Annotated in this window: 26 protein-coding genes, 1 tRNA gene and 1 pseudogene; 19 read left to right on the top strand and 9 right to left on the bottom strand. The window is 56.5% G+C overall.

Going from position 1 to position 22,346, the window contains the following annotated elements; translation table 11 throughout:
* Position 1: 1 nt before the first annotated feature.
* The 9 genes from ACR3ES_RS10830 (at position 2) to ACR3ES_RS10790 (ending at position 7,547) form a co-directional block, all read left to right on the top strand.
* Positions 2-1,075, top strand: coding sequence for an ABC transporter ATP-binding protein (locus ACR3ES_RS10830; RefSeq protein WP_170438144.1), 1,074 nt, complete (start codon positions 2-4; stop codon positions 1,073-1,075).
* Positions 1,075-1,938: a carbohydrate ABC transporter permease gene (locus ACR3ES_RS10825; protein ID WP_170392846.1), complete on the top strand. Its 864-nt coding sequence runs from the start codon at positions 1,075-1,077 to the stop codon at positions 1,936-1,938. Before ACR3ES_RS10830 ends, ACR3ES_RS10825 begins: the two co-directional genes overlap by 1 nt.
* A complete protein-coding gene (locus ACR3ES_RS10820; RefSeq protein WP_058280831.1) occupies positions 1,935-2,732 on the top strand; it encodes a carbohydrate ABC transporter permease in 798 nt (265 codons plus the stop codon). The genes ACR3ES_RS10825 and ACR3ES_RS10820 overlap by 4 nt, the downstream gene beginning before the upstream one ends.
* A gap of 8 nt (positions 2,733-2,740) precedes the next feature.
* Positions 2,741-3,142: a DUF2160 domain-containing protein gene (locus tag ACR3ES_RS10815; protein ID WP_170438142.1), complete on the top strand. Its 402-nt coding sequence runs from the start codon at positions 2,741-2,743 to the stop codon at positions 3,140-3,142.
* A 66-nt stretch (positions 3,143-3,208) separates the two neighbouring features.
* A complete protein-coding gene (locus tag ACR3ES_RS10810; RefSeq protein WP_170438140.1) occupies positions 3,209-3,604 on the top strand; it encodes a BlaI/MecI/CopY family transcriptional regulator in 396 nt (131 codons plus the stop codon).
* Positions 3,591-4,688 (top strand): M56 family metallopeptidase, encoded by a 1,098-nt coding sequence (locus tag ACR3ES_RS10805; RefSeq protein WP_170438138.1) that lies wholly within the window; start codon positions 3,591-3,593, stop codon positions 4,686-4,688. The genes ACR3ES_RS10810 and ACR3ES_RS10805 overlap by 14 nt, the downstream gene beginning before the upstream one ends.
* Positions 4,689-5,133: 445 nt before the next feature.
* The gene (locus ACR3ES_RS10800) at positions 5,134-5,958 is read left to right on the top strand and encodes an ABC transporter substrate-binding protein (RefSeq protein ID WP_170438136.1); all 825 of its coding nucleotides are present in this window, start codon (positions 5,134-5,136) and stop codon (positions 5,956-5,958) included.
* Positions 5,959-6,819: an amino acid ABC transporter permease gene (locus tag ACR3ES_RS10795; RefSeq protein ID WP_480425329.1), complete on the top strand. Its 861-nt coding sequence runs from the start codon at positions 5,959-5,961 to the stop codon at positions 6,817-6,819.
* Positions 6,816-7,547 carry an amino acid ABC transporter ATP-binding protein gene (locus ACR3ES_RS10790; protein ID WP_170438132.1) on the top strand — a complete coding sequence of 244 codons (732 nt, stop codon included), beginning with the start codon at positions 6,816-6,818 and terminating at the stop codon, positions 7,545-7,547. Before ACR3ES_RS10795 ends, ACR3ES_RS10790 begins: the two co-directional genes overlap by 4 nt.
* A gap of 50 nt (positions 7,548-7,597) precedes the next feature.
* Here the strand turns inward: ACR3ES_RS10790 and ACR3ES_RS10785 are convergent, their stop codons facing one another.
* Positions 7,598-7,987, bottom strand: coding sequence for a hypothetical protein (locus tag ACR3ES_RS10785; RefSeq protein WP_170438130.1), 390 nt, complete (start codon positions 7,985-7,987; stop codon positions 7,598-7,600).
* Positions 7,988-8,053: 66 nt separating this feature from the next.
* Here ACR3ES_RS10785 and ACR3ES_RS10780 point away from each other — a divergent pair, with 66 nt between their 5' ends.
* On the top strand, positions 8,054-8,545 hold the full coding sequence (locus tag ACR3ES_RS10780; protein WP_170438128.1) for a hypothetical protein: 492 nt from the start codon (positions 8,054-8,056) through the stop codon (positions 8,543-8,545).
* A 327-nt stretch (positions 8,546-8,872) separates the two neighbouring features.
* On the opposite strand, the gene ACR3ES_RS10775 is transcribed toward ACR3ES_RS10780, so the two are convergent.
* Both ACR3ES_RS10775 and ACR3ES_RS10770 read right to left on the bottom strand, forming a co-directional pair.
* Complete coding sequence (locus ACR3ES_RS10775) at positions 8,873-9,901, bottom strand: IS110 family RNA-guided transposase (RefSeq protein ID WP_171567903.1); 1,029 nt, start codon at positions 9,899-9,901, stop codon at positions 8,873-8,875.
* 102 nt (positions 9,902-10,003) lie between these two features.
* Positions 10,004-10,797: pseudogene (locus tag ACR3ES_RS10770) on the bottom strand (IS5 family transposase).
* Between the two features lie 262 nt (positions 10,798-11,059).
* Here ACR3ES_RS10770 and ACR3ES_RS10765 point away from each other — a divergent pair.
* The 3 genes from ACR3ES_RS10765 to tcmP all read left to right on the top strand — a co-directional run bounded on the left by ACR3ES_RS10765 (position 11,060) and on the right by tcmP (position 13,417).
* On the top strand, positions 11,060-11,236 hold the full coding sequence (locus tag ACR3ES_RS10765; RefSeq protein WP_480493375.1) for a hypothetical protein: 177 nt from the start codon (positions 11,060-11,062) through the stop codon (positions 11,234-11,236).
* A gap of 259 nt (positions 11,237-11,495) precedes the next feature.
* A complete protein-coding gene (locus ACR3ES_RS10760) occupies positions 11,496-12,257 on the top strand; it encodes a phage Gp37/Gp68 family protein (protein WP_170432338.1) in 762 nt (253 codons plus the stop codon).
* The gene (gene tcmP / locus ACR3ES_RS10755; RefSeq protein WP_170432335.1) at positions 12,254-13,417 is read left to right on the top strand and encodes a three-Cys-motif partner protein TcmP; all 1,164 of its coding nucleotides are present in this window, start codon (positions 12,254-12,256) and stop codon (positions 13,415-13,417) included. The genes ACR3ES_RS10760 and tcmP overlap by 4 nt, the downstream gene beginning before the upstream one ends.
* A gap of 302 nt (positions 13,418-13,719) precedes the next feature.
* Here the strand turns inward: tcmP and ACR3ES_RS10750 are convergent.
* Positions 13,720-13,795: transfer RNA gene (locus ACR3ES_RS10750), tRNA-Thr, on the bottom strand.
* Positions 13,796-13,968: 173 nt separating this feature from the next.
* On the opposite strand from ACR3ES_RS10750, the gene ACR3ES_RS10745 reads away from it, so the two are divergent.
* Positions 13,969-14,844 (top strand): hypothetical protein, encoded by an 876-nt coding sequence (locus ACR3ES_RS10745; protein ID WP_480425327.1) that lies wholly within the window; start codon positions 13,969-13,971, stop codon positions 14,842-14,844.
* Between the two features lie 21 nt (positions 14,845-14,865).
* Here the strand turns inward: ACR3ES_RS10745 and ACR3ES_RS10740 are convergent, their stop codons facing one another.
* Entirely contained in the window at positions 14,866-15,132 is a 267-nt protein-coding gene (locus ACR3ES_RS10740) for a DUF2312 domain-containing protein (RefSeq protein ID WP_170432329.1), read from the bottom strand.
* A 163-nt stretch (positions 15,133-15,295) separates the two neighbouring features.
* Here ACR3ES_RS10740 and ACR3ES_RS10735 point away from each other — a divergent pair, with 163 nt between their 5' ends.
* The gene (locus ACR3ES_RS10735) at positions 15,296-15,514 is read left to right on the top strand and encodes a hypothetical protein (RefSeq protein ID WP_170432326.1); all 219 of its coding nucleotides are present in this window, start codon (positions 15,296-15,298) and stop codon (positions 15,512-15,514) included.
* A 9-nt stretch (positions 15,515-15,523) separates the two neighbouring features.
* On the opposite strand, the gene ACR3ES_RS10730 is transcribed toward ACR3ES_RS10735, so the two are convergent.
* Positions 15,524-15,739, bottom strand: a complete 216-nt coding sequence (locus tag ACR3ES_RS10730; protein ID WP_170432323.1) for a hypothetical protein — start codon at positions 15,737-15,739, stop codon at positions 15,524-15,526.
* Between the two features lie 246 nt (positions 15,740-15,985).
* On the opposite strand from ACR3ES_RS10730, the gene ACR3ES_RS10725 reads away from it, so the two are divergent.
* From ACR3ES_RS10725 to ACR3ES_RS10710, 4 genes are read left to right on the top strand one after another with little or no spacing between them, the layout of a single operon-like run.
* Positions 15,986-16,849 carry an MBL fold metallo-hydrolase gene (locus ACR3ES_RS10725; RefSeq protein ID WP_170432320.1) on the top strand — a complete coding sequence of 288 codons (864 nt, stop codon included), beginning with the start codon at positions 15,986-15,988 and terminating at the stop codon, positions 16,847-16,849.
* Between the two features lie 34 nt (positions 16,850-16,883).
* On the top strand, positions 16,884-17,312 hold the full coding sequence (locus tag ACR3ES_RS10720; RefSeq protein ID WP_170432317.1) for a YeeE/YedE thiosulfate transporter family protein: 429 nt from the start codon (positions 16,884-16,886) through the stop codon (positions 17,310-17,312).
* Positions 17,312-17,743 carry a DUF6691 family protein gene (locus ACR3ES_RS10715; protein ID WP_170432314.1) on the top strand — a complete coding sequence of 144 codons (432 nt, stop codon included), beginning with the start codon at positions 17,312-17,314 and terminating at the stop codon, positions 17,741-17,743. Before ACR3ES_RS10720 ends, ACR3ES_RS10715 begins: the two co-directional genes overlap by 1 nt.
* Positions 17,744-17,752: 9 nt before the next feature.
* Positions 17,753-18,184, top strand: coding sequence for a TIGR01244 family sulfur transferase (locus ACR3ES_RS10710; RefSeq protein WP_170432311.1), 432 nt, complete (start codon positions 17,753-17,755; stop codon positions 18,182-18,184).
* Positions 18,185-18,195: 11 nt separating this feature from the next.
* On the opposite strand, the gene ACR3ES_RS10705 is transcribed toward ACR3ES_RS10710, so the two are convergent.
* From ACR3ES_RS10705 to ACR3ES_RS10695, 3 genes are all read right to left on the bottom strand, one after another.
* Positions 18,196-19,308: a FliM/FliN family flagellar motor C-terminal domain-containing protein gene (locus ACR3ES_RS10705; RefSeq protein WP_170432308.1), complete on the bottom strand. Its 1,113-nt coding sequence runs from the start codon at positions 19,306-19,308 to the stop codon at positions 18,196-18,198.
* Positions 19,309-19,387: 79 nt separating this feature from the next.
* Entirely contained in the window at positions 19,388-22,066 is a 2,679-nt protein-coding gene (locus ACR3ES_RS10700; RefSeq protein ID WP_170432305.1) for a sensor histidine kinase, read from the bottom strand.
* Complete coding sequence (locus tag ACR3ES_RS10695) at positions 22,066-22,287, bottom strand: hypothetical protein (RefSeq protein ID WP_480493377.1); 222 nt, start codon at positions 22,285-22,287, stop codon at positions 22,066-22,068. Before ACR3ES_RS10695 ends, ACR3ES_RS10700 begins: the two co-directional genes overlap by 1 nt.
* Between the last annotated feature and the right edge of the window lie 59 nt (positions 22,288-22,346).

The following is a 22,346-nucleotide window of genomic DNA, read 5'->3' as shown; positions in this document are numbered from 1 at the left end:
CATGGCACAGATCAAGCTTTCCAACCTGCGACACAGCTATATGCCATCGCCAAAAGCCCCCGAGGATTATGCGCTGAAAGAGATCGACGTGACCTGGCGCGATGGTGGGGCCTATGCACTGCTCGGCCCTTCAGGATGCGGAAAATCCACGCTGCTGAACATCATCTCGGGCCTGCTGACACCGTCCGAGGGGCAAGTCCTGTTCGACGACCGCGACGTGACCGCCCTGCCCCCTGATCAGCGCAACATCGCGCAGGTGTTCCAGTTCCCGGTGATCTACGACACGATGACCGTGGGCGAAAACCTGGCTTTTCCGCTGAAGAACCGAGGCGTCGATGCCGCGACGATCAAACGACGCGTCGATGAGATTGCCGAGATGTTGGACGTCACGGATATGCTGAACACCCGCGCCAGCGGCCTCAGCCCGGACAATAAGCAGAAGATATCGATGGGGCGCGGTCTGGTCCGTGATGACGTGAACGCGGTGATGTTCGACGAACCGCTGACCGTGATTGACCCGCATCTGAAATGGAAGCTGCGTTCGAAGCTCAAAGAGCTGCACCAGCGCGTCAAAGCGACGATGATCTACGTGACCCACGACCAGACCGAGGCCCTGACCTTCGCCGATGAAGTCGTGGTGATGCAGGAGGGTGAAGTGGTGCAGATTGGCACGCCGGTCGAACTGTTCGAGCGCCCTCAGCACACATTTGTCGGCCACTTCATCGGCTCACCGGGCATGAATGTTCTGCCCTGCGAGGCCAAAGGCGACCGCGCTTTGTTCGAAGGCCATGAGGTCATGCTGGAAGGCCCAACCCATGGCGACGGAGGTCGCACCGATCTGGGCATCCGCCCCGAATATGTGGGCTTTGGCGACACCGGCATTCCGGCACATGTGACCAAAGTGTCTGACATTGGTCGCCACTATGTGGTCAGCGCCATGGTCGGCAACACCGCCCTTAAAGCCGTGACCGAACATAATGCACCCAATCCGGGCTCACAGGTCTTCCTGCAATTCAAACCAGAACAATCCCGCGTTTACCGCGACGGCTGGATCGCAACCGAGGAGCGCAGCTGATGAGAACAGAAAACCAAAAAGCATGGTTCTTTGTCCTGCCGGTGCTGGCACTGGTCGCGTTCAACGCGCTGGTGCCGATGATGACGGTGGTCAACTACTCGGTGCAGGAAACCTTCGGCAACAACCAGTTCTTCTGGGAAGGTCTGGGCTGGTTCGAACAAATTCTGCGCTCCGACCGGTTTCAGGCCGCTCTGGGACGGCAGTTCTTGTTCACCTTCCTGATCCTGCTGATCGAGGTGCCCCTTGGCATCATTGTAGCCCTGTCCATGCCGCGCAAAGGCTTCTGGGTGCCGGTCTGTCTGGTGCTGATGGCCCTGCCGATGCTGATCCCGTGGAACGTGGTTGGCTCGATGTGGAACATCTTCACCCTGCCTAAGATCGGCCTGCTGGGCTACTTCCTGAATGACGTTCTGGGCATCAACTATGACATGACGCAACAGCCGCTGTCGGCTTGGATCACCGTCATCGTGATGGATGTCTGGCATTGGACGTCGCTGGTTGTTCTGCTGTGCTACGCGGGTCTCGTGTCGATCCCGGATGCCTATTACCAAGCAGCCAAGATCGACGGAGCCAGCCCGTGGTCGGTGTTCCGCTATATCCAACTGCCCAAGATGAAAACCGTCCTGACCATCGCCGTTTTGCTGCGTTTCATGGACAGTTTCAACATCTATACCGAACCCTTCGTTCTGACGGGCGGCGGTCCCGGTAACTCAACAACCCTGCTGTCGATCGACCTTGTGAAGATCGCGCTGGGGCAGTTCGACCTTGGCCCAGCGGCCGCGATGAGCCTGATCTACTTCGCCATCACGCTTCTGGTCAGTTGGGTCTTCTACACTCTGATGACAAAGGATGACGCGCAATGAAGAAGCGGTCTCTTATTCCGATCCTCTATATCGCGTTCCTGATGCTGCCGATCTATTGGCTGGTGGCGATGTCTTTCAAGACCACGAACGAGATCCTGTCGGGCTTTTCCCTGTTCCCTCAGACCTTTACGCTGGAGAACTACATCACCATCTTCACCGACCCGACATGGTACTGGGGGTACATCAACTCGATCATCTATGTGACGATCAACACGGTTCTGTCGGTCTGTGTGGCGCTGCCTGCGGCCTATGCGTTCTCGCGCTACCGGTTTCTGGGTGACAAGCAGTTGTTCTTCTGGCTGCTGACCAACCGAATGGCTCCGGCCGCCGTGTTCGCCCTGCCCTTCTTCCAGCTCTATTCGTCGATCCACCTGTTCGACACCTATCTGGCTGTTGCGCTGGCGCATACGCTGTTCAACGTGCCTTTGGCGGTGTGGATTTTGGAAGGCTTCATGCGGGGTATCCCGAAAGAGCTGGACGAGACGGCCTATGTCGACGGCTACTCCTTCCCGCGCTTCTTTGTGACGATCTTCCTGCCCAACATCAAAGCAGGCGTCGGCGTCGCAGCCTTCTTCTGCTTCATGTTCTCGTGGGTCGAGATGCTGCTGGCCAAGACGCTCACCGCGGTCGAAGCCAAGCCCATCGCCGCCGTGATGACCCGCACCGCTTCCAGCGCGGGGTACGAACTGGGTCTGCTCGCTGCTGCCGGAACCCTGACCATCATCCCCGGCGCCATCGTCATCTGGTTTGTCCGCAACTACATCGCGCGTGGTTTCGCGATGGGACGTGTATGAGGTTCGATATGCGCAAACTTCTTATCATCCTTCCCTTCCTCCCGAACATGGCCGTCGCCCAACAAGCCGGGTGGGGCAATGTCGGCCAGCAAGAGGAAAAAGGGTTCTCCTGGACGGACCCGCTGTGGCCCGATTTCTGGATGGCCTGGACCCCCGCCACGCTGGCGTTGTTCATAGGCATCTTCTCGGCCATTGCGCTGATCGGCGTGTTGGAAGGGTTCAAATTCCGCGACGGCATTGAACGCAAAGGCGTGCTGGGTTTGACCACCACCTTGGGAGACCGCCTGTTCATCACTCTGCTGGGCTCGACCTATATCTTTCTGGCCTGGCTCGGTTTCGTGGGCCAACCCGTTTGGACACCGTTGTTTCTGTCCATTGGCTGGGGTTTCTTCGTCTTCTGGAAAGTTTAGGCTTTGACAAAACACGAAAGGATGCTTGTCTGACAGGCACACTAAAAAATGGTGACACCGAGACCGATGCGAAAGAAAAAGACGACAAATCTGCTGACCGAGGTTGAACTGGAGTTCATGAACGAACTCTGGGCGCTCGGTCAGGGTTCGGTCCGTGATGTCCTTGATCGCCTGCCACCTGAACGCAATCTTGCCTACACATCTGGCGCGACTATTCTGCGTATCCTCGATGACAAAGGGTTCGTTGAAAGCGAGAAAAATGGCAAGTCGCTGATCTACAGACCACTGCTGGAAAAGGACAGGTACCAGTCGCGGTCGCTACAGAATCTTTCCCGGACCTTGTTCGATGATACCCCCGCGACGTTGGTTGCGAGGCTGGTCGACGATGAGGGACTGACAGAAGATGATCTAGAGGAAATTCGAGCACTGGTAGAGAGGAGACTGCAAAATGACAGCGGTTAAACCGGTTCTCGACGCGTTTCTCGAGTTTAATATTGTGCTTGGATTGTCAGCACTGATCTGGCTGGCAGCCCGTGCATCCTTGGCGCGCACGTCCCTGCGTTATGGCTGTGTTGCTCAGCTACGGTCACTCAAGATACTCTGCGGCTGCGTTATTCTAAGCCCCGTTCTAGCGATAGGTGTTTCAGGTTTTGTCAGTCTGGTATGGCCCGAGCGCGGTGTCGCGCTGGGGGATATTGCAGTGGCGGCCTATCTGCGCGGCGAGATCGCCATGCCGGCCGCGCAGTTCGAAACCCTGCTGAATACGCGCGAACGTTGGGTGGATCACGTTCTTTCCGGCACTTACACCTTCGTTACATGCGTGTTGATTGGACTGGCTCTGGTGTCTACCACTCTGGCAATTCGGCTTGTCCGCAACGCTCTTGCAATTCGCAACGCTGTACGGTCCAGCTTCCTGTGGCGACAATCGACCAAGGTGGACATTCGTTTGTCCGACCGTATAACCGTGCCCTTTGCAGTTCGCGGAATTCGCCGTCGCCACGTCGTGTTGCCCAGTCATTTGCTGAACACACCGCGCGATCTGCGCTTTGCGCTGGCACACGAATTCCAACACATCCGCGCTATGGATGTTGAATGGGAACTGGGTTTCGAGCTTGTACGTCCACTTCTCTTCTGGAACCCGGCTTATCTGACGATGAAACATCAGTTTAATCGACTTCGCGAACTCGCCTGCGATCAATCTGTCGTCTCACGCAAAGGAATTCAAGCGACGGACTATACGGCCTGTTTGCTGGATTACTGCACGCGCTCCTGTAGGCAAAACAGCCCTCGTATTCTTCATGTGCCATTAGTTAACGGGCCAAAATCAAAACGCGTCTTGCGTCAGCGTGTGATTGCCTTGACCGGCGCACAAACGACAACGCCCCAATTGTCAGCTGTTTTCGTTGGGTTGACGCTTGCTCTGGTAGTCGTGCTTGCGATTGGTTCGGCCTCGGTGCGTCAAACTCAGGACTGGAGCCACGATCGTCTGATGCTTTCGACGGTTGTAAATCTGGAACGGCTGGAAGCTCGTAGTCAGGGGAATTGATAGGCTGCAATGAGCTTCTGCCTTGGGTTGGAGAGGTGGACTAGCGTGTACCGCGATCACGTTTGGTGACAAATTGGGTGACACAACACCTTTGGTCGTTGCAGCTACCCACTAGGCTCTAGTTAACCAATTAGCCTTCAACAGCTATCTCGCTGTTGTCATTGTTGCTCGAATTCCATTGACCGAGGGTTATACGAACGCAGCCATTGGCCATTCCAACCGGCAGCAATGCGGCATCGCCACCTATAGGCTAAGGTCAGCTTTTGGCCACGATCAACGAAAAAGCTGCTGTGGTCGGTTTTTTGGCCGTCTGTAAAACCGGATAGCAGCTGGGTGCCGAAAGTTGACACAAAATGGTGCGCGTATGTCCTCCCGATCCTCGCACTAGACAAATCTCTTCACCCGTAGGAACCTGCGGGCAATCAGAAAACAGGGAGACGTTTTGATGAAACTACTTTCCGGTACAGGTCTGGCCTTGATTGTCTCTGCGACGGTGGCGCACGCCGCGGGCCATGGGGCCTGCGCTGCGGACAAAACCCTCGTTGAGGGAACACTGACCATCGCCACCGGTAACCCGGCCTACTATCCCTGGGTGATGGACGACGCGCCTGAAAGCGGCGAAGGGTTCGAAGCTGCTGTTGCCTATGCCATCGCTGACAAAATGGGTTTCAGTTCGGATAATGTCGTCTGGGTACGCACCAGCTTTGATGAGGCGATACAACCCGGTGCGAAGAATTTCGATTTCAACATGCAGCAGTACTCGATTACCCCCGAGCGGGAGGAGATGGTTGATTTCAGTCTGCCATACTACGCCTCCGCCATGGCGGTTCTGACAACCCAGAATGTGGTCGATGCCGGGGCCGAAGCGACGCTGGACAGCCTCAAGGGTCTGAAATGGGGAGCCGTGGCCACCACCACTGCACTTCCTATACTCAATGAGGTGATCCAGCCTGCGAGTGAACCCCTCCTTTACAACGACAATGCCGACGTGAATGCCGCGATCATGGCGGGTCAGATCGATGCTGCGCTTTATGATCTGCCGACTGCACTCTATCTGTCGGCAGTGGTTGTGGAAGGCGGTGCGCTGCTGGGTCAGTTCCCGCCGGAGCAATCGGAGAACCCTGATCAGTTCGGCCTTCTGATGGAGGAGGGTAACCCGCTGAAGGAGTGTATCGACGCTGCGATCTCTGAACTGACCGAAAGCGGTGAGCTTGCTGCCATTGAGGCGCAATGGCTGGCGGAAGCCACGGGTGTTCCGGTCATCGAGTAGATGGGCGAAACATCGTTGAAGAACAATGCGGCCGAGCGCTCTGCAACGGCGCCCACGCGCCGCGAGGTCTATGAGGCCGGAGTACGTCGACGCTCGAACCGCATCGCGCTGATCTCTACCGTCAGTGTGGTTTTGGCCATCGTATTTCTCGTGCCGCTCGCCCCTGGCTGGGACGCGGTGCAGCGTGCCTTCTTTAACGGTCGGGCCTTTGTGGCGACGTTTCCCGGGTTGCTTGAGGCTTTTTTGCTGAACGTGATGATTTTTGCGTGGTCCGCTCCGCTGATCGCAGTCACTGGCCTCGCCATTGCGCTTTGCCGGGACGCGCGCGCGCCAGCACTCTTTCCGCTCCGTCTTTTCGGGGTTGCCTACACGGATATCTTCCGCGGCTTGCCGGTCGTTCTTGTCATCTACATCATAGGCTTCGGAGTGCCCGGGCTGGGTTTGCCGCGGCCCTGGAACAGTCCGTATATCTGGGGCACTTTGGCGCTCGTACTGATCTACTCGGCCTATGTGGCTGAGGTTATTCGCTCTGGTATAGACTCGATCCATCAGTCACAACGATCAGCCGCCGTCTCACTGGGTCTGAGCGATCGGGACACAATGCGCTTTATTGTGTTACCTCAGGCTATTCGCAATGTGGTGCCTGCCAATATGAACCTTTTCATTGCCTTGCAAAAGGACGTGGCGCTTTTGTCTTTCATCGGGCCAGTTGAGATTTTCCGTCAAGCCGGCGTCTACAAATCGCTATACGCGAATTTTACACCCTATGTCGGCGCGGCGCTCATCTTTCTGGCGCTCACCATCCCCGCCACACGCTATGCGGATTACCTGATGAACAAGCAGAACCGGGCGCGTACATGACGGCGAAATTGTCCTTGCGCGGGGTGCGCAAACGGTTTGGCGATCACGAAGTCTGCAAGGGCATTGATCTCGATGTGGCCGAGGGCGAGATGGTCTGTCTGATCGGGGCGTCGGGCTCTGGCAAGTCCACCCTCTTGCGTTGTATGAATCTGCTGGAGCCCATCGATGATGGCACGATCTGGCTGGATGGGACGGATATTTCCGAACCGGGGCTGGACCCACAACCCGTGCGCCAACAGATCGGTATTGTGTTCCAAAGCTACAACCTCTTTCCTCATATGACAGCGGCGGAGAACGTAATGCTCGCCCCGCGTCGTGTGCGCGGCCTCAGTCGGGAGGACCTGCGCCCAGGGGTGCAACAGCTTTTCTCGCGCTTCGGGCTCGGCGACCGGATAGAGCACTATCCGGACCAGCTTTCGGGTGGTCAGCAGCAGCGAGTTGCGATCATCCGTGCGCTGGCGATGGAGCCTCGGATCATGCTGTTTGACGAGATCACAAGCGCGCTTGATCCTGAACTTGTGGGAGAGGTGCTAGACGTGCTGCGCGATTTACACCGACGGGGTATGACAATGGTTTTGGCTACGCACGAGATGGGCTTTGCCCGCGAACTGGCCGACAAGGTCTGTTTCCTTGATGCGGGCCGCATTCTGGAACAAGGTCCGCCCGAGACGCTTTTCGCCTCACCGCGAGAAGCGCGGACCAAGGCCTTCCTCGCGCGCGTACTCTGACTGTGCCTTGTTGCCTGGATAGAGCCGTAAGACCCGTTCTGGTGTGCTCCCTACAGTCGCGGTGTCCGGGCGTACAGATCCTCTAACCCCTGCAAGGCATCTTCGGAGAAACCGCCATGACCGTCATACTTGACCAGCTTCCCGAACCTCGGCTTATCTCCTGCAATGACCTGTTTGAGTTGGTCGAGCATTCGGCTTTTCATCACTGCATCCACTTCTGGCACCAATTGCTCGAACCTGCGTGGATGTTGGTTAATGAGTGGTAAATCCGAAGCGTCAATATGGCTTGTACCGGACAAGTGGCAGGTGAACGCCAAGTACTGCAAGGAAAGTTGTGGGGAGATGGCGGTGCGGAAGCGGCGTGAGAGAACGGCAGCCAAATTTGGGTAGAAGTTCTGACTGCATTGATACCGCTTGATTTTTTGAAGTAACTTTTTCAACTTGCCTAAGAGCACAAAGTTGAGCGGTAGCAGGTCATGCCTGCTCCATTTATTTTGGACAATAGTATGAAGAGATTCTTGAAATACGGTGCAGCGGTAGTGGTCTTTGCATTCACATTTGGCGGCGATGCGATAGCCCAAAAGTCATTCTACAATAAGGGTAGAGTTGCGCATTGGAGCTTGTTCAAAGACGGCGACTACTGCTGGATGGCTACTCGTATGGTGCCAAAAGGACGAATTCATGAAGTTGTACTGATGGTAGACAGCGAGAGCGAAACCATCATTCAGTTGACTCCGACCGGGGCGACGCAAGCGCTTGTTTGGGAAAATGTATCGCTCATCACAGATACGAAGGCCGTCTCATTTGAAGATGACAATGGTTGGGGCATTAATCCTAGCAACGACCAATCAGCGACCACGCAAGAGATGCTGTCCTTTCGGAGAGTCGACTTTGATGGCCTCTTGTTAAAAGGCCAAAAACGCCTCCGAGTTCAAGGGCACTTCAAAACCCAAAAAGGATTAGAAGCCTACAAGAAGATGGTCGACACTTGCAACTAGGGTCAGGACTTCGGTAACGGAGGCACCCCAGTCAAGCGGTTTTGCGCACAACAATTGACCCGCCGTAGAGGTTCTTTGATATTCTTGGTGCCGGTCCTGGCTTCTGTCGCGGCCTACGGCTGAGATCCTTTGGGTACATGCTTCGGTTCGTGGTCAGCGCGGCGGCTGCCAACATGATGCTGGTTCGATGTAATTCCGATGTGCCCATCTCATAGGCGTGCTTGATTGAAGTCGGCGACTGTCCTGACCACGGCATCATCGGAACCACGTCCCTGCGGGACCTCAAAGGCCTGCGATCAGGCAGGCAACGGGTGGGGTGTCATCCTGTTAGGCAGGGTTTGGCGCCGCATCTGATTGGAAGGTTGTGCCATCGACCCAAATCCGATGAAGTATGACAGCGATACGGCGTGCGAGGGCGACCATTGCGATTTTGCGTCCGCGCCGCTGCGCGAGTTGGGCTCCCCAGGTTCTCAGCCATGTCGATCGGCCGCGGTTCATCATGACGGTTGCGGCCTGGCACAACGCCCTCCTCAGATTGACGTCACCAGCTTTGGTGATACCGCCTGACAGGTCCCGTTCTCCGGACTGGTTGCGTGAAGGCGTCAAGCCAACCCACGGTCCGACCCGCTTTGAAGATCGAAAGCGGGTTGGATCATCGACAGCTGCGCGGAAGGTCAGTGCGACGACTGCACCGATCCCCGGCATTGTCATCAAACGATGGCACACTGGATCGTCCTGGGCGAGCTGGCGTACCTGTTTCTCAAGGGCTGCCAGTTCTTGTCGCAACGTTGCTCTGGCGCGTAGCATTGGCGCTGTTGCGGTTTCCAGCATCGGATTGCCATCTGCCAATTCCCGAATGCGTGTCTCGAACCTGCCGCGGGAGATCGCACCAACCTTGAGGCCGAAGTTCCGCAGCAGTCCGCGCAACGACATTTCCAGAGCGATCATGTTCTGCTGGATAGCCTTTCGAGCGCCGAGAACCGCCCGGGTTTCCTGAGCAGAGACGGATTTACAGTGGACCGGGCGGAACCAGCCGAGATGAAGAAGGCGTGCAATCCCTTCTGCATCGCGCCGATCCGTCTTGATCGGCATCGCCTTCAGCGCTCCTTTCACCTGCCGTGTTTCCATGAGCACCGCCTCCAGGCCAGCTTCGGTCAGCCCTCTGTGCAGCCATTGCGACAGTGGCCCAGCCTCAAGGCCAATCGCTGCGATACTGCCGTCAAGTTCGTCCAACCAGTGCGCCAGAGCTTCCGGGTCACTTTCAGTCTCCGCCTCTTTGACGATCCGGCCATGCTCGCTTACCACGCACACTGCGGTCTTCGCCAACGACACATCCAATCCGATAAATAGCTTCATCCCGTCATCCTCCATCTAGGGTCAATACGGGAATGGCGACAGCGCCGTGCTGGTCTGACAAGTGGCAACGGTCGTGCGTGACGCAGGCCCCGTTACAGCATCTCATAGCCAGTAAATAACGAGTGCCGCGAGTGCGATGGCGGACAGGAAGACTTTCGGGCATCTGTCGTATCGGGTTGCCACACGCCGCCAATCCTTCAACCTGCCAAACATGATTTCGATCCGGTTGCGCCGCTTGTAGCGACGTTTATCGTACTTCACCGGTTTGTTCCGCTGTTTCCGGCCGGGGATGCAAGCGCGTATCCCCTTGTCTGTCAACGCGTCTCTAAACCAGTCGGCATCGTAGCCACGATCACCGAGCAGCCAATCGACATCCGGCAGGCTGCCCAACAATGCCCGCGCGCCGATGTAATCGCTGACCTGACCAGCTGTCACAAACAGGTTTAGCGGGCGGCCCTTGCTGTCGCAGATGGCGTGCAGCTCTAGTGTTCATGCCGCCTTTCGTGCGTCCGATCAGGCGTCCACGTCCCCCTTTTTCACCGCAAGACTGGATGCCGTGCGACGCGCTTTGAGATATGTGGCATCAATCATGACAGTCTTTTCTTCGCCGTGCTCAGCGGCCAAACCCACCATCATCTGCGCAAAGATGCCCTGTTCGTGGCGGCACTCGAACCAGTGGCGTTTGCCACTCACCTCCACCGCTTCCAACGATTGTAGAGCGTCTTGTGCGGGCCATACGCGGAGGGTGCGTCACGCCACCGTAAGCCATTGCGATTGATGAAGATAATCCCGCTCAACACTCGCCGGTCATCAACCCGAGGCCTCCCATGGGATTTCGGAAAGAAAGGCTCAAGACGCACTATCTGCACATCCGTCAGCCAGAATAGATCAGACATGTCATCGCTCGTTTTTTGAACCGTGAATCACGCTGCCAAACAGAAATCAATGGGTCCTGAGCCTAGTTTATACAGGGGAAAACAGGCAATCCGAAAATACGGCTTTTACGGTCGAGTGGATTGAGGGCCGCTTTCTAGCGGGAAATAGCGGGCGCAAGGCAGCGTATGAGGCGCGCGCGTCCTAAAACCGTACACGGAGCGAACGGCGGTGGACCGAGTGGCCAATTTGGCCAGACGGTGGGGCGGCTTTGTAAAGGACACTGTGGAGAAGACAGGCCAGAGCGACCGTAAGGTTAGGCGCGACGCCGAGCGTGGCGAAAACCTGTCAAAACCTGTTGTTTCCGAGCCTTTCAAAGTGGTGAAAACCCTGCAATCTGTCCCCCATGTGTCCCCCAGAGAAACAACGGACGAGGTACAAACGCTGACAGAATTCGTGTAAGCTATTGATTTTAAAGTGGTGCCCCCACACAATTTCGGACTTAAAGAGAAAAAGAAAAAATTGTTTATTTTATCAAAAGCTTACGACAAACTCCGGAAATTAGTGTTGCGGGATTTGTTGCGGGATAATCGGAAAGTCGACGACTCTGGATCGCGCTTCTCGGCGGATGGTCCAAAATAGGCTGCAACCCACGGTTGGGAGCTAGCTCTTTTTGAACCGATATGCAAAAGTTATCCACAGGCATTTTGAGGACCTAATCATGGCTCAGAAATCAGAAATTGAGTGGACGGATGCAACATGGAACCCGGTGACCGGCTGCACCAAGGTCGGGCCGGGGTGCGACAACTGCTATGCAGAACGGTTTGCAGAGCGGTGGAGGGGCATTGAAGGTCACCCCTACGAGCAGGGTTTCGATCTCCGACTTTGGCCGTCACGGTTGGATCAGCCCGCTCGATGGCGAAAGCCTCGAATGATCTTCGTGAACTCAATGAGCGACTTGTTCCATAAGGATGTAAAGCACTCGTATATCGACCAAGTTTTTGATGCCATGGAGAAAGCCAACTGGCACGTTTATCAGGTTCTGACTAAGCGGTCCTCCTTGATGCGCAACTATCTCGAAAAGCGCTATTCCGGCAAGCAGGTCCCTACGCATATCTGGCTAGGTGTGTCCGTCGAAGACGCCGCGCACAAAGGAAGAATCAAGCATCTGCTTCAGGTCAATTCGGTCGCGCGTTTTATTTCCTTTGAACCACTATTGGGTCCCGTAGGTGATGTCGATCTGTCTGGGGTGGCATGGGCTATTGTTGGTGGTGAGAGCGGACCACGTGCACGACCTATGAAGGCGGAATGGGCACAAGAACTTCGCATATCTTGCGAATACTCAGGTACAGCGTTCTTTTTCAAGCAGTGGGGTGGAGCGAGACCGAAGTCAGGTGGACGCTTGCTTGATGGCGAGGAGTGGAATGGTTTCCCATGGCAAATCGTGCCTCCCTCGATCCTTCATGAGCTGCAGGCCGCATGAACCTGCGCACCGAGCTATACAAGGGTCGCGAGCAAACCTTCATCAAGCACGCGTTCCTTCGTCGTTATCTTGAGACATTGGCAATCAAGACTCTCTACGGCGGCTACGAGACCTTCAATTATGTCGATGGTTTTGCCGGTCCATGGAAAATCCGAGATGAGGATGGTTGCTCGGATGCCTCGTTCGGAGTGGCTGTCGAGTTGCTTGAGGTCGTCCGCAAGTTTGTCGAGGAACGGCGACACGGGCCGCGTTTAAAGCTTCGGTTTTGCTTATGCGAAAAAGACCCAGTAGCTGCAAAACAGCTCCGCGCGTACGCCCAGAGGAACGACGATTTCGAGATTTATGTATTCGAAGGGGCGTTTGAAGACAATCTCGAACAGATTGAGCAACGCATTCCAGACGGGTTCACATTCACTTTTATCGACCCGACCAACTGGGTTGTCAGGATCGAAGATGTTTGCCGGTTCCTTAGTGGGCGCACTGGCGAATTCCTGTTCAACTTCATGACCGAAGAAGTCGGTAGGCACTCGGTCAACCCGAAGGTCGCACACCAGTTTGGTGACTTCGTTGGCGATTCGGAGTGGGAAGAAACGGCCAAAAAACTACCACAAGGAATGAAGGGCGAACTTAAGGTCCTGCATCTATTGAAAGACGCTTTCCACACTCGTGGCGTCGCAACCTACTTTCCAGATTTTTCGATTCTAAAGCCACTGATCAATCGCGAAAAGATGCGCCTAATGCTAGGCACGCACAGGCCGGAAGGTGTAGCGCTGTTTCGGGACGTGCATTGGAGGGTCGAGCGGGAGGAGTTCAAAGCCCGTCGCGAGGCCAAGGCCACACAGACACTTCAGGACATGATGTTTTCAGACGATGACTTTGCGCTTCACGAGCAAGGCGAGCGCGGTGTCGGTTGCAAGAGGTATCGGCTGCGATCTGAAGAACTGACGACCAAAATCCTTTCTGAACGAGGTAAGATCGAATTCTCAGACTTAGCGCTGGAAATCATGGAAAGGTTTCCGATGCGCGAAACGCATGTCAAAGACCTCTGCAAAGACATGAAAACTCGTGGGTTACTTGACTACCAGCTGCCTCCAAAGGCGCAGAAACCGAGGCCGGGAACAACTATTTTTTGTTTAGGCACCGAAGGTAGCAAGAATTGATCCGACTAACTATTTGCCTCGAGCCACTCATGTGCAGACCACTAGGCTGTCCAGCAAATCCCGCCATTTCGTCCGAAAGCCGCCGCCGCGCTATGAGAACAGTTATCTAATTCGGCGCGCACGTTCGTTTGACTTGGCGCACCGCGCTACACCCGGTTGCAAATGTATTCTTCGTGTCCGACGAAGAATACGATAGGCCTCGACTCGGAGACATCTTTGTTGAGTGAATTGTTGCGGGAATTGACCAAAAAACAATCCCGCAACAAAATTATTCAATAAAATCAATAACTTAGGTGAAATCATGGTGCCCCCACACGGACTCGAACCGCGGACCTACTGATTACAAATCAGTTGCTCTACCAGCTGAGCTATAGGGGCGCTGGCTGTCGATTACTGTCTCTTGCGGAGGACTGCAAGCCTCAAATTTCACGCTAACTTAGGGATTGCCGCATTTCTTCAGAAGATGTGAAAATAGGACACAAAGGCAGAGTGCCAAAAGACAAAACATGTCGGTCGCCTTGTGTTCGGCAAAGGTTGAGGGTTCGGGAAAAATGCAGGTTGTCATCCATGCGGGCGTCGCATTTACCGACGATGGGTTGCTTGCGCGGTCACTGCAAGCGAACAGGGCAGCCTTGCAGGAACGTCGGACCCTGCTTTTAGGTCCACGTCACTGTCGACAATTCGTCAAAGTGATGTCCGATACGCTTGCGGATAACGCTGCTCCTCCTGATGCGCGACGTGACTTGCAGAGCATCTTGCCAAAAGGCTCGGATGCCCAACGCGTCCTTGTATCCAGTGAAAAATTCTTTGGGCCCCGAAGAACCGCGATCCAAGACGGCCAGCTTTACCCCCTGGCCGGTCAGCGCACGGCCTACACCGAACGACTACTGGAAGGAGTTCAGATCGAGCTGTTTTTCGGCCTGATGAATCCCGCCATCTTCATTCCCAAAATCCTGCTGTCTCTGCGCAACGAGTTGCGCCGTACTATCCTCAAAAGCATCGATCTGAGTTGCTTAAGCTGGTTGAGCATGCTCGAAGACTTGCGCGACCTTGCGCCAGGGATCCGGCTAACACTTTGGGAGCATGAGGACACCCCCCTGATCTGGGGCGATATAATGCGCGCAATGTCTGGTTTACCAGAAGACACAGCGATGCAAGACGAACACGCTTTGCTGGCATCGCTTCTGACCGAGGTGGGGAAACGCGAACTCGTTGTTGTCAACCAGCATCGCACGTCGCAAGACGACGGGGCGGTGCGTGCAGAGATCAGACGCATTTTCGAACACCACGCCGAGCCCGACAAGATTGAAGTAGAGCTGGATTTTCCGGGATGGAACGCCGACGTTATCAGCGCATTTTCGGAACTGTACGCGCAAGACTTGGACCGCATCCAAACCATGCAGGGTGTTCGGGTCCTTAGGCCCTAAAACCGCTTGTGCGCCTCGCGGCTACATGCCCAGCGCTTCTTTGTACATCTCCAAAACGGCCTCTTCCTCTGCAATGTCGTCCTTGTCACGCCGACGCAGAGCAACAAGCTTGCGCATGACTTTTGTGTCATAGCCACGTGCCTTGGCCTCGGCCATCACCTCTTTTTGCTGCTCGGCGACGTCTTTCTTTTCTGCTTCCAGCCGCTCAAACCGCTCGATGAACTGACGCAACTCACCTGCGGTCACCCGGTAATTGGCGGCGGTCTGATCTTCGGTCATGTCTTCCATTTAGGTCTCTCCCAAGGGCTGAAAACTGATGCTGTGACATCGGGCAATTGCCGGATACATTGCCGCTGTACGGGCCGCAAGCGCCCAATCCGGTCCCGGGCTTGTACGACACGATCTGATCCGCTAAGCGCGAGGGGCGATCACAGGCAATTTTTGGGGAAACATGTTCGAATTCATCACCTGGGGCGGGGCTGCCCTGTCACTGGCCGGGCTTGCCGGTCTGATCTGGTGTATTCTCCGCGTGATGAAGGCGCGCAAGGCCGGTTTGTCAGACGATCAACTTCGCGCTGTTGTCCAAGGCGTTCTGCCATGGAACATGGCATCGCTGTTTCTGTCCGTGATTGGCTTGATGATGGTCATCCTTGGGATTTCCTTTGGATGACCAAAGGACTTAGACGGGCAAGTTGTCGAAACGCGCTTCCATAGCGTCTTCGCACAATGCCGCGTCCAGACGGCGCAGGCGCGACGGGACATGCATACCCTGTTGGCGCATCCGATCAACAATCTTGCTCACACTCGGCTGAAGCGCCAGGCGTGTATCCAGACAAGCGTTGTGAAGCTTTTTTTCAAGCTGTTCAGCTTCGGAATAGAGATTTGTTGTTTTCATTTTCCATCCTCCCACTTGGAGCCAGTATGTCAAATATAGGTAACGGGAATAAGACTCGTATATTGTAACTGGGCGTTGTGCGGATTCTTGCCTGTGAATTGTGCAAGGTTCGGCGTTCAGGCGCAGTCAGACTAATGTTTAATCAGATTCAGAGCGCGCCGCCTTGACAAACATCAAAAACCGAATTGGCCATTGCCTCACATTCCGAATTTACTATATGAGTAACACGTACCCACGGAGGAGTCCATGACACCAAAAGTGAAAGCCTTTTTCGACGACCAGACCTTTACAGTGTCTTACGTCGTTCGTGAACCGCAAGGAAAAGCGTGCGCCATCATCGACAGCGTTTTGGACTTTGACCATGCCGCCGGACGGACAACCACCGCCTCTGCGGATCGGATTGTCGAGTACGTGCGCGCGCAAGATCTCAAAGTAGAGTGGATCCTGGAAAGCCACGTGCATGCCGATCACCTGTCTGCGGCGCCTTATCTGCAACAGGAATTGGGCGGCAAAATCGGTATCGGGGCCGAGATCGTCACCGTGCAGGACACCTTTGGAAAGGTCTTTAACGAGGGCACCGAATTCCAGCGCGATGGCAGTCAGTTCGACGCTCTGTTTTCCGAAGGCGATAGTTTTCACATCGGACAGATGCGCGGCGACGTGCTGCACACGCCGGGCCATACTCCGGCCTGTCTGACCTATGTCATCGGCGATGCGGCCTTTGTCGGAGATACGTTGTTCATGCCCGACTTCGGCACCGCCCGCTGCGATTTTCCCGGCGGATCATCGAGCGTTCTGTACGGCTCGATCCAGAAGATCCTAACCCTGCCTGACGAGACCCGAATCTTTGTCGGACACGATTACAAGGCACCAGGGCGGGATGAATACGCCTGGGAGACCACGGTGGGCGAGCAAAAAGCTCTGAATGTCCATATCGGTCAGGGACGCAGCATCGAGGATTTTGTCACCATGCGCGATGCCCGCGACGCGACTTTGGCCATGCCTCGCCTGATTCTGCCATCGCTCCAAGTCAATATGCGCGCCGGGCAGATGCCCCCTGCGGATGAACAGGGCGATGTGTTTTTGAAGGTCCCCATCAATAAACTCTGACCTGCAAAGCACACTAAAAACAGGATGAAATGACATGGACACTGCTTGGATGTGGGGCCTGTTTGGAGGCCTGCTGATTGGCCTTGGCGCAGCGGTGTATCTGCTGGGCAACGGTCGGATCCTGGGGGCCAGCGGAATTCTTGGAGGCCTGGTTGACGGCAGTGACCGCTCTTACATTGCCGAGCGCCTGGCCTTCATCGCGGGCGTCATCGGCATGCCGCTGCTTCTGCGCCCTTTGATCGTGCCCGCGGCAGAAACGCACCTGACCGCCAATCTGGCGGTGGTGATCGCGGCCGGTCTGCTGGTGGGGATCGGCACCCGTATCGCCAATGGCTGTACCTCCGGTCACGGCGTCTGCGGCATCTCCCGTTTTTCTGTGCGTGGAATTGTCGCTACGATCGTTTACATCATTGCCGGGGGCCTGACCCTGCTCTTGTTCCGGCACATGTGGGGGCTGATCTGATGCGCATCTTGATCTCGCTGATTGCAGGGTCGCTGTTTGGCGCAGGCCTGCTGATCTCGGGCATGACGGACACCACTAAGGTTCAGGGATGGCTGGACATATTCGGGGCCTGGGACCCGACTCTGGCTTTTGTAATGGGCGGCGCGATCCTTCCGATGCTGGTCGCGTGGCGACTGACATCCGGACACGCGCCCCTCGTCGGAGGAGATTTTCCGCCAGCCGCGAAACCTGAACTGGATCGCCGTCTGATCCTCGGCTCGATCTTGTTCGGGATGGGCTGGGGCCTGGCCGGATTGTGCCCCGGGCCGGCCTTGGCGTCGCTGACCTATGGCGGGCTTGGCGGCGTGGTATTCCTGAGTGCGATGATCGCCGGTATGCTCGTGGCCCCACCGCTAAGGGACCGACTGGACAGGCCAGCAAACGCAACCTAAGGAATCGGTATGGAGATTCGCCCCATAACCCCCCGCTACGCCGTCTCGCCCCAAATCCAGGTCGAGGATGTTCCCGCCATCGCCGAGGCCGGTTTTGTCAAGGTGATCTGCAACCGGCCGAATTCAGAAATTCCCCCTGATTTACAATCAGATGCCATCGGCGCGGCGGTACGCGCCGCCGGATTGGAATACGAAGTGCTGGAACTCACCCATCAAACCATGACGCCCGAGAATGTTGCGCGACAACGGGACATGGCGGAGAGTTGCGACGGACCGGTTCTGGCGTATTGCGCCTCTGGCACGCGCTGTTCGGTGATCTGGGCCTTGGGCCAATGTGACCGGATGAGTACGGATGAAATCCTGACTGCCACGACAAAAGCCGGTTATCAGTTGGAAAATTTGCGCCCGGCCCTGGATCGCCTTCGCAGCACTACCGACTGACAAGGCTGCGATCAGTCGGCAGGGCCTGTCTGATCATCTGGTTCCAAAAGACCGGCCAATTGCGAAATGTCCGTGGCCGTGAGATCGGAACCGGCAAGGGAAAACTCTCCGGTCAGCGCCTCCGCCTCTTGAAGGTTGTCTACTGGGTCATTGGGTGTGACGTCCCGCACGTCCGGGATTGGCGGCTCTGAGTCGCCCTGCCGGGAGAGTTGAGACGTGCTGTCGATGAACTCGGGTTCCCCGGTATCGTCCAGCGCGGGCAGCGGGGGCCGTTCATTCAGCCGTATGGCCCTCAAGCCGGTGCTCTGACCCAGTCGTCCCACCGCAGCACGGGCCCGTTCGATTGTCAAAATCTCGGTTTTGTCCAGCCGCGCCCCGATCAGGGGTAACACATCGCCAACGGCCAGTTCGGACAGGCCCGTCAAAGGCAGCGTCATTCGGCACAGGACAGCATTCAGTTCCGCGCGCAAGACACCCGAAGAGTGTTCCATCCGCGGCCCGGTAGTGTCTTGCGCAGCCGCGTCCATGTCGGCAGAGGCCGGAAGATCAGGCAGCAGAAGCATTACCTGACCCTGCCGCATGCCGCCCGCCAATTCCACCGTCAGATCAAACACCCGATAACTGTCTTCCAGCAAGGCAAGCGACATAGATCGCAGATCACCTGCACGGGAGGTAAATTCATACCCCGCAAGACAGGCTTGATCTGCCGCGCCCTCAGCCAGGGCATCAGCGCGCACCAGCGTGTCTTCGACCAACGGCGCGGTCATGGCGGCGTCCGTGTCTGTAAACGCGCGAGGCGCGGGTGGATCGGCGGTCACCTCACCAATGGTCTGGGTCTGTACAATGGCGGATACGGTATTGGGGTCCAGGCACACCGCTGCGACATCTCCGGACCCGACGAACAACAACAACAGCCAGTCCTGACCAATGGCCTTGGTCAGATCATCCGGCGGGCGGTTCGACTGTTTTGCCCCAATGACGGTCAGCGGCAGATTCAGACAATCCGAGGCCGCCCGCGCGATGCTCAGACGCAGCGCCCGGAGGACCGAGCGCGGACGATCCCCCAGATCATCCTGTCCCATCGATAACTTGCGCGCCAAAGCGGCGCTGACCGTTTGTGCCATTGCCTTACATTCACCAAGTCATTCTGCGGCTTTGTTCAGGTCTAACCCAGCGACGGTTACGAAGTTGTTTATGCCTCAATCACTGCGCGGCTTGCCGGAACGCCAGTGGAAGGCTGACGCGAAAAGCGGCCCCGCCCTGCCCCGGCAAATAGCTGATTTCACCACCCAGGCGCTGCATGATTTCGCGACAGATTGCCAATCCAAGACCAGCGCCGCCCGCCTTGTCTACGCCGACGCGGGCAAACTTTTCAAAGACCATGGACTGAGCATTGGTTGGAATCCCGCTTCCATTGTCTGAGAAATCAATCACGACCTGCCCGCCCACATCATGTGCGGAAATTGTCAGCACAGGCTCGTCCGCGTCACAGTACTTTTGAGCGTTCGAGATCAGGTTGATGAAAACCTGTCCGAGGCGATCAAGGTCGGTGTGCAGTGGAATGCGCTCTGCCAAGCGGCTGCGGCGCACACTCAAGGTCTTATCGGTCCCGGCAAGTGCTGTAGAAACCGCGCGATCCAAAACCGAGCGCAAGCTGTCATCGCCGACATTCAGGCTGACCTGCCCGCTCTCCAAAACACTTAGGTCCAGCAGGTCGTCCAACAGGCGCGTCAGGCGCAAAGCTTCGTCGTGGATCACCGCCGCATAGCGCGTTTGTTCGGTGGCGCTAAGCCCCCGCGTGTCGCGCAAAATTTCAGAGAATGCACGGATCGATGTCATGGGCGTACGCAGTTCGTGACTGACCTGGCTCAAGAAGCTGTCTTTTTGTTCTGAGACTTGCGTCAGTTTGTCGTTTGCCTCGCGTAGCTGACGCGCAGTGCGGCTGAGCTCGGCTGATTTTACCTCCAATTGGCTGGAGTATTCCAGCAATTGCGCGGATTCATCCGCAACCGCCAACAGGTCTTCGACCGAAACGGACGATCCGCCCACAATCTGACCGATCATCGCATGCGCCGCTGCGGCGCCGACGGAACCGCTCAACTCGCGTTCCAGGCGTTCGAGAAATCCCGGCGTCGGTTCCGGAAGCCGTGTGCGCCCGCCTTGCTGTTCGGCTTCGGCCTGGAAAAACTCCTGCGCCGGTCCCGTGCCCAGAATCCGCTGGGTCATGATCATCAGGTCCTCGCTTTGCGCAACAGACCCGGTCCAGCCACGTGGCGCCACGGAATGATCAAACACATTTACGAATTGTGCGCCTTGCAGTCGTTCCAGAGGGCTTGGAAAGCTCAGAAGCGAGACGACGCAAAACGCGACTGTGTTCAGCGACATAGACCACATCACCGTGTGCACCATCGGATCGATGCCTTCAATCCCGAACAAGGCTTGAGGACGCAGCCAGCCGAGGCCAAAGGGCCCGTTCTGCAAAACTGCCTCGGGCATCCAGGCCGCGCCCATACCGGGCAACAACAAAGTGTATATCCACAATACAAAGCCAACGGTCAGGCCTGCCAGCGCGCCAACCCGGGTTGCGCCCCGCCAAAACAACCCACCAACAAGTGCGGGTAAAATCTGCGAAATCCCGGCAAAGGCAACCAACCCGATAGATGCCAGGGCCGCGCCACCGCCGGACAGGCTGTAGTAAAAATATCCCAACGCCATGATGACTGCGATCGATACCCGGCGCGCCAGCAGGACAACGTTTCGCACATCGCCGGACACCGATCCGGTCCCTTCCTGAGTGTTCAGCCAGATCGGCATGACAACATGGTTCGACACCATCGTCGACAAAGCCATCGCGGTCACAATGACCATGGACGTGGCCGAAGAGAATCCGCCAATGAATGACAGCATGGCCAACCCGTCATTTCCCTGTGACAACGGGACCGTCAGAACAAACAGGTCGGGGTTTGACCCGGCGGGCAGCAGGTCCAGCCCGACGACCGCGATGGGCACGACAAACAGGCTCATCAACAACAGATAGAGTGGGAAGGCCCAAGCGGCGGTTCTCAGATGCCCTTCATCGTCGTTTTCGACAACCATGACCTGGAACATGCGCGGCAGACAGATAAAGGCGGCTGCGGACAGAAAGATGAAGGTTGTCCATCGCCCCGCATCCACATTCCAGTGGCCAATATCCGAGGCATCGATGCGATCCATCATCGGGCCAATGCCGCCAGCGATACCCCAGACCACAAAGATTCCCACGGCCAACAGTGCGAATAACTTGACCACCGATTCCAATGCAATGGCGGTTACAACGCCGTGGTGACGCTCATTTGCATCGAGGTTGCGCGTTCCAAACAAAATCGCAAAGACGGCCAAACCCGCCGCGACCCAGAAGACGCTGGAGCCCTCGCGATAAAGACCCGTTGCGTCAGCCTCGGCGAAAATCGAAAAGGATAGCGTGATCGACTGCAATTGCAGGGCGATGTAAGGAGTGCCGCCCAACACCGCCAAAATGGTCACGCAGACGGCCAGCGTGTTCGACTTGCCGTATCGCGATGAGATCAAATCGGCAATCGATGTCACCCTCTGGCTGCGCCCAACACGCACCAGCTTGCGCAGGCCCCACCACCAACTGACCATAACCAGTGTCGGACCCAGATAAATCGTGACAAACTCCAACCCCGATCTGGCGGCGTTTCCGACCGCGCCGTAAAACGTCCAGGCGGTGCAGTAGATCGACAGGGATAACGTGTAGATCAGAGGGGATCGCAGCCACTTGCCCCGACCTGCCGCAGCCATACGATCAGCGGCAAAGGCCACGCCAAACAATAGGACGACATAACCCAGACAGACCAGTATCAGGACGTTGAGCGTCGCCATCAGTCCGAGTCCGCCTCACTGTCGTCGCGCCCGCCCATGCGCGCAGCGGCAAAGCCAAAGATCAGGCTAACAATAATCAGCCCGGCCCAGCAGACAAACACGTAAAAGATGGCGGATGACAGTGGCACCGTTCGGCCAAGGGATAGATCGCTGGGCCAAAGCAGTGGAATAGCCAGCAACGCCGCGCCCAGAAACGGAAGCAACCGTGCGGCATCGGTCAACCGCCGACGGCGGTAACTCTGCCGTTCCAAGAAAAGCGAGGGCCTGGCACCCGACGGTC

This window comes from Ruegeria sp. B1 (assembly GCF_056535885.1).
Note: the sequence above shows the minus strand (reverse complement) of the source record. Positions and strands in the feature narration are given on the sequence as shown.

What these genes read in the sequence shown, in the direction of transcription:
- ACR3ES_RS10735 (WP_170432326.1), top strand. Translation starts at nt 15,296, where the DNA reads ATGTTCGAATTCATCACCTGGGGCGGGGCTGCCCTGTCACTGGCCGGG.
- ACR3ES_RS10775 (WP_171567903.1), bottom strand. Translation starts at nt 9,901, where the DNA reads ATGAAGCTATTTATCGGATTGGATGTGTCGTTGGCGAAGACCGCAGTG.
- ACR3ES_RS10760 (WP_170432338.1), top strand. Translation starts at nt 11,496, where the DNA reads ATGGCTCAGAAATCAGAAATTGAGTGGACGGATGCAACATGGAACCCG.
- ACR3ES_RS10800 (WP_170438136.1), top strand. Translation starts at nt 5,134, where the DNA reads ATGAAACTACTTTCCGGTACAGGTCTGGCCTTGATTGTCTCTGCGACG.
- ACR3ES_RS10725 (WP_170432320.1), top strand. Translation starts at nt 15,986, where the DNA reads ATGACACCAAAAGTGAAAGCCTTTTTCGACGACCAGACCTTTACAGTG.
- ACR3ES_RS10745 (WP_480425327.1), top strand. Translation starts at nt 13,969, where the DNA reads ATGCAGGTTGTCATCCATGCGGGCGTCGCATTTACCGACGATGGGTTG.
- ACR3ES_RS10740 (WP_170432329.1), bottom strand. Translation starts at nt 15,132, where the DNA reads ATGGAAGACATGACCGAAGATCAGACCGCCGCCAATTACCGGGTGACC.
- ACR3ES_RS10810 (WP_170438140.1), top strand. Translation starts at nt 3,209, where the DNA reads ATGCGAAAGAAAAAGACGACAAATCTGCTGACCGAGGTTGAACTGGAG.
- ACR3ES_RS10730 (WP_170432323.1), bottom strand. Translation starts at nt 15,739, where the DNA reads ATGAAAACAACAAATCTCTATTCCGAAGCTGAACAGCTTGAAAAAAAG.
- ACR3ES_RS10805 (WP_170438138.1), top strand. Translation starts at nt 3,591, where the DNA reads ATGACAGCGGTTAAACCGGTTCTCGACGCGTTTCTCGAGTTTAATATT.
- ACR3ES_RS10830 (WP_170438144.1), top strand. Translation starts at nt 2, where the DNA reads ATGGCACAGATCAAGCTTTCCAACCTGCGACACAGCTATATGCCATCG.
- ACR3ES_RS10720 (WP_170432317.1), top strand. Translation starts at nt 16,884, where the DNA reads ATGGACACTGCTTGGATGTGGGGCCTGTTTGGAGGCCTGCTGATTGGC.
- ACR3ES_RS10825 (WP_170392846.1), top strand. Translation starts at nt 1,075, where the DNA reads ATGAGAACAGAAAACCAAAAAGCATGGTTCTTTGTCCTGCCGGTGCTG.
- ACR3ES_RS10795 (WP_480425329.1), top strand. Translation starts at nt 5,959, where the DNA reads ATGGGCGAAACATCGTTGAAGAACAATGCGGCCGAGCGCTCTGCAACG.
- ACR3ES_RS10710 (WP_170432311.1), top strand. Translation starts at nt 17,753, where the DNA reads ATGGAGATTCGCCCCATAACCCCCCGCTACGCCGTCTCGCCCCAAATC.
- ACR3ES_RS10705 (WP_170432308.1), bottom strand. Translation starts at nt 19,308, where the DNA reads ATGGCACAAACGGTCAGCGCCGCTTTGGCGCGCAAGTTATCGATGGGA.
- ACR3ES_RS10820 (WP_058280831.1), top strand. Translation starts at nt 1,935, where the DNA reads ATGAAGAAGCGGTCTCTTATTCCGATCCTCTATATCGCGTTCCTGATG.
- tcmP (WP_170432335.1), top strand. Translation starts at nt 12,254, where the DNA reads ATGAACCTGCGCACCGAGCTATACAAGGGTCGCGAGCAAACCTTCATC.
- ACR3ES_RS10700 (WP_170432305.1), bottom strand. Translation starts at nt 22,066, where the DNA reads ATGGCGACGCTCAACGTCCTGATACTGGTCTGTCTGGGTTATGTCGTC.
- ACR3ES_RS10780 (WP_170438128.1), top strand. Translation starts at nt 8,054, where the DNA reads ATGAAGAGATTCTTGAAATACGGTGCAGCGGTAGTGGTCTTTGCATTC.
- ACR3ES_RS10815 (WP_170438142.1), top strand. Translation starts at nt 2,741, where the DNA reads ATGCGCAAACTTCTTATCATCCTTCCCTTCCTCCCGAACATGGCCGTC.
- ACR3ES_RS10790 (WP_170438132.1), top strand. Translation starts at nt 6,816, where the DNA reads ATGACGGCGAAATTGTCCTTGCGCGGGGTGCGCAAACGGTTTGGCGAT.
- ACR3ES_RS10715 (WP_170432314.1), top strand. Translation starts at nt 17,312, where the DNA reads ATGCGCATCTTGATCTCGCTGATTGCAGGGTCGCTGTTTGGCGCAGGC.